Origin of the sequence: Rhizobium sp. FKL33 (genome assembly GCF_005222915.1) — a bacterium.
GTDB lineage: Bacteria > Pseudomonadota > Alphaproteobacteria > Rhizobiales > Rhizobiaceae > Rhizobium_E.
This window is the reverse complement of sequence record NZ_STFX01000033.1, coordinates 1-3993: the sequence shown is the minus strand read 5'-3', so window position 1 is coordinate 3993 and position 3993 is coordinate 1. Positions and strand designations below refer to the sequence as shown.

The 3993-nt window shown below is 56.3% G+C and carries 4 protein-coding genes and 1 pseudogene; 3 read left to right on the top strand and 2 right to left on the bottom strand.

Going from position 1 to position 3993, the window contains the following annotated elements; all coding sequences use genetic code 11:
• Window positions 1–173: 173 nt before the first annotated feature.
• Complete coding sequence (locus tag E8Q41_RS20095; protein ID WP_137157352.1) at window positions 174–1322, bottom strand: crosslink repair DNA glycosylase YcaQ family protein; 1149 nt, start codon at window positions 1320–1322, stop codon at window positions 174–176.
• A gap of 281 nt (window positions 1323–1603) precedes the next feature.
• Here E8Q41_RS20095 and E8Q41_RS25640 point away from each other — a divergent pair, with 281 nt between their 5' ends.
• The 3 genes from E8Q41_RS25640 to E8Q41_RS20085 all read left to right on the top strand — a co-directional run bounded on the left by E8Q41_RS25640 (window position 1604) and on the right by E8Q41_RS20085 (window position 3394).
• Window positions 1604–1753: a hypothetical protein gene (locus E8Q41_RS25640; protein ID WP_170976549.1), complete on the top strand. Its 150-nt coding sequence runs from the start codon at window positions 1604–1606 to the stop codon at window positions 1751–1753.
• Window positions 1754–1982: 229 nt separating this feature from the next.
• Window positions 1983–2528: a DUF2087 domain-containing protein gene (locus tag E8Q41_RS20090; protein WP_137157351.1), complete on the top strand. Its 546-nt coding sequence runs from the start codon at window positions 1983–1985 to the stop codon at window positions 2526–2528.
• A 56-nt stretch (window positions 2529–2584) separates the two neighbouring features.
• Window positions 2585–3394 (top strand): alpha/beta hydrolase, encoded by an 810-nt coding sequence (locus E8Q41_RS20085; RefSeq protein WP_137157350.1) that lies wholly within the window; start codon window positions 2585–2587, stop codon window positions 3392–3394.
• 98 nt (window positions 3395–3492) lie between these two features.
• Here the strand turns inward: E8Q41_RS20085 and E8Q41_RS25755 are convergent.
• Window positions 3493–3993, bottom strand: a pseudogene (locus tag E8Q41_RS25755) (integrase core domain-containing protein); the annotation flags it as partial.

Here is a 3993-nt window from a genome sequence, read left to right as displayed (position 1 = left end):
TGACTACCTAAGCCCCGCACAGTTTGAGAGACTGGCCGCTTGATCTGAAAATGCCTCTCCACTTTTCCGAAGCAAGTCCAAGTCAGACTTGAAAAGAGGAGGAGGTTTTCGAGGAGTAGTGCGAAAATCAGCCTTTTGCCGAAGGCAAGAGGTCAGATCGCCATCCACTCGCTTTATGTCGAAAACTGAAACTGTTCAAAACGGTCGAGCGCGGACTCCACAGCCGACCGCTCTTCCGAACTCTCGTCGCCAAATGTCGTCCATTTGTTGATCAGCAGTTTCCTGGCTTTCCGATCAGCCTTCATATCGATCGCTGCAACAATGCGACCATCATAAAGGACCGGAAGCGCAAAATATCCCAATACCCGTTTTTCTGCAGGCACATATGCCTCGAAGCGATGCGCATAGCCGAAGAAAAGCTCGAGACGTTTGCGCTGGATGACCAGCGGATCGAAGGGCGAGAGGATGTGCGCCTCTGGCTTACGCCGCACGACACGTCTCTCAATCGCCTCAGGCGCAACCCAGTGCTCTGTCCGGTCACCTTTCAAAACAACCGACGCAAGTAGGCCCGCCGACACGCGTTCCTCGATCAGCGCCCGGATGGCCGGCTTGCGTCCCGCCTCGAGATGGCAGACGGAGTCAAGGCTGATGATCCCTTGCGACCGCAGCGCTCGCTCCAGCATGTAGGCATTTATCTCGTGAGCCGAGGCGGGTTCGGGCGGTTGCCTCCATCCGAAATGTCTGGCGCTCAGATCGTATGACTTCAGCATGCCTGAGCGTGCGCACACAGCCAGGGAGCCATCGAAGAAGGCTTTTGACAACACATTTCTGCTCGGCTTGCGACTGGCCCAAGCGTGATCCTTATCGACGAGGACATCGTCGTCGATGTCGCGGATGGAGATAGGCCCCTCGCGGTCGATGCGTTCAAGCAGACGTCGTGTATCGTCCTCTTGGACACTCGGATAGTGCAGATGCGGCGACGCCCTGCGCGCAAGCATCGCAGGTATGAAGAAGCGATAGTCCTCGCTGGCGATATATGCGAGGGCGTGTGTCCAATATTCGAAAACGCTCTTGGTTTTCGACTGTGCTTTGTGAAGATCACCACGGCTGTAGGCCGGGAGCCGTGTGAAGAGAATATGATGATGACAACGTTCCACAACGTTGATCGTATCGATCTGAACATAACCGAGGTGGCGGACAAGGTCGGCAACCACCTTCGACCCCTTTCCGAAAACGATCCGTCTCCCAAAACCTTGGGCGTCGAGCCAAATCTGACGCGCCCGAAGGCGCGAGATTTCTTTGGCTTTTGCGCTCGCAACCATGATGTTTTTGACGCCCATAGCACCAACATCTTTCAACCGCATCTCTCCGGTGGCTCCCGATACTTCGCACTATCGGCCGATCAATATTCGCCAGAGAGAATCAAATTCTGGAACATAGAGAGAACATAGCAGCTTTGAAAGTGGCTGTTAATGGATTCGCAGCCGCAAGCGAGGGAAAATCCAGGTCTGTTGCCCGCTTGCCTCCTAAAGCACACAAGAACAGATCAGGAAAATGCTCCGCAATTCGGAACACAATCCTATCGCACTCAAGGAGATTTCCCATGGCGACATTGACGGTGGAGCAATTGCTTCTTGATGTCGACCCTGTCTCCCTGGAGCAGACGCAGGCGGATCTGGCCGATATTGGCCTCATCGCCAGCGTCCTTGACGTCTATCAGGGCTACTATCGCGGGGCGATCGAGGGACTTTGAACTGAAGGGGTGGAGGCCTCCTCAGTTCAATCCAGGCATCCCGAAACGTCTTGAACTCAAATTTCCATGATGATATTTACGGTTCCGGTCTGCAGCTCACCGAGGCATCGCCGTTCTTTGGAACACGCTAAACCTGCATCAGACATCCAGATGTGACACCATCCTCGTGCCATATCGGAAGGGCGATCACCGATTATCCGTTTGGAATGGCGCGACCGAAGGATTGGTCATGTCCAGAACCCTGATACCGCTCGCCGTGAGCGACGCATCGTCATTCGCAAAGTCCCTGAGAACCCAGCTGCGCGAGCACGAGGGCGTGCCCTCGCATCTCGAACTCCTGAACATGCTCGCCCGCGCGGCAGGGTACGGGAATTTCCAAAGCCTCCGCGCCACGGTCAATGTCAATGCCATCGAGACACTTGCCCCTATTCCGGAGAGCGACAAGGCCGCGCCGAAGCTTGATCTCAAACTCGTTGAGCGCGTCGCGCGATGCTTCGACACAGATGGCCGGTTGACACGTTGGCCATCCAGGCGCTCTGACCAGATCGTGGCGCTATGGGTTTTGTGGTCGCAATTTCCATCGGCCAAGGATCAGTCCGAGCCGGAGGTGAATGTCCTACTGCGCGATAGACATCTGTTCGGCGACCATGCCTTGTTGCGGCGGGAGCTGTGCGACATGGGCTTGTTGTCCCGCACTCCAAACGGCGGCATCTATCGCCGCATTGAGCGGCCAATGCCACCCGATGCAGCCAATGTCGCTCGACGGCTTCGCTAAATCAAATTTTCATCACAGACTCTTGGAGGCCGGACATCTGATCCGGTTATGCCCGCATGCATTTTAACCAAACAGGCAAGTTCCTGAAACGCATCCCCTATGCCGGATTTGGCAGGGGCGAAAATCCGATCCTTGTCATCAATGGCGGACAGGGCTTCATGATGACACCTAGTAGCGCGCGGATGATCAAGGACATCCGGCGATTGGCACGCATAATGCCGAACGGACGAAGCTTCGTCCTGATCGGATACGATCCCGATGCCGCGCATGTGACGGTCGACGGTCTCGCCGACGATGTAACGACTATCATAGAGCAGCATTTTGGGGGTACGGCGGACGTCATGGGCATCTCATATGGTGGCGTGATCGCCGCCCGCGCTGCGGCTTGCTCACCTGAAAACGTCAGTCGGCTCGTGCTGCTGGTCAGCGCCCCATGGTTCTCGGACGAGGGGAAGCAGCGGATCCAAAAGCAGATCGATCTCATCACGGCTGGAGAGATGAGCTTACTTCTGCGAGAATTCACGGCAATGTTCCGCAGCCGTTGGCTCAACACTCTTATGGACTTGCGCGTGCGCTTGAGCGCCGACGGCATGCTGCGCCGATTAGGCAAACCTGACGTTATCCTTCACCATCTCCGAGCCATGCTCGAATGCGAAGCGCCCGGCGCCTGTCAGGTGCGCAAGGAAACGCCGACCTTGATGATCGGAGGAAGTCGCGACCAGTTTTTCGCCGCTGCCATGATGGAGGCCAGCGCTCGCTTCCCCCACATCGAGGCCTCGATTTTTCCTGGCGAAACCCATATGGTCCCAATAGAGCGAACACGCGAAGTGAGGCAGGTTACGGCAGCCTTTCTCCAAGAAAGTTAGGCCGCGTGGATGGATTCAATCAAGTGTCCGTCGTCGAATGATTTGAGACTTTTAGGGCTCTGGAAGAATGGAGTTTCCGGCTCGGTTTGCGGATTGATTTAAGCTGCTTTGGCCTGGTGGTTCAAGCGGCGTTGTCTGATGGTTTCTCGTTTGATCCTTTCGCGTTCGAGCAGGATGGTCTGGCCGCGCCCGAAGTAGACGTCGGCCGGGGTGAGATTGTCGAGGCTCTCGTGGTATCGGCGATGGTTGTAGTGCTCGATGAAGGCTGCGATCTGGGCTTCGAGGTCTTCTTTGAAGAAGTAGTTTTCCAGCAGGATGCGGTTCTTCAACGTCTGATGCCAGCTTTCCCCTGGCCGGCAGGCGTTGCAAGCAACGCCGAAAGGCGATTTTCCCTTGTGTCTGCGGATGGCCGGGAGCGCCATGAACCTGGTTGATCTTGTATGTCTCCAGCCATTCACCGAGATCGGAAGCGACGTAACACGGGCCGTTGTCGGACAGCAGGCGCGGCCGGTGCTCGACCTTGACCCTGTCGCAGCCTGAGGCGGCCAGCGCCAGGTCGAGCGTGGCTGTGACATCGTCTACCTTCATGCTGGCGCACA